We start from the raw sequence: 458 nt of genomic DNA, 5'->3' as shown, positions 1-458 counted from the left end.
ATGCCCCTCTTGCCATAGGAACTCAAGCGAACGCAAAAACGGACGCGTCGTCTTCTCCCAACGCACAACGCTACACCATTGATTATATAATTTCGGCAAATCTCGATATGATTTTACGATTTTGTTATAAAGCTCGCAGAACAAAGTTTCGCTCGTTGGGCGTACGCAAAGTTTCTCTTCCAAAGGCGTGCTGCCGCCGTGCGTAACCCAAGCAACTTCAGGCGCAAAGCCTTCGACATGCTCTTTTTCCTTGTTAAGCAAACTCTCTGGAATGAACATCGGCATATAGACATTCTCATGCCCCGTCGCCTTAAAACGCGCGTCCATCTCTTTTTGAATGTTTTCCCATAATGCATACCCCGCGGGTTTCAAAATCATGCACCCACGAACAGAAGAATAGTCTATCAATTCTGCCTTTTTAACGATGTCGGTATACCATTGTGCGAAGTCTTCATCAC

Annotated in this window: 1 protein-coding gene; it reads right to left on the bottom strand. The window is 45.9% G+C overall.

The genetic code is table 11. The annotated features are described in order from the left end of the window. The coding region (locus ACYVTD_RS16710; RefSeq protein ID WP_461248779.1) for an aminoacyl--tRNA ligase-related protein at positions 1–458 on the bottom strand (458 nt) is incomplete at both ends.

This window comes from Treponema sp. R6D11 (assembly GCF_054786075.1).
This window is presented reverse-complemented; position numbering and strand designations above follow the sequence as displayed.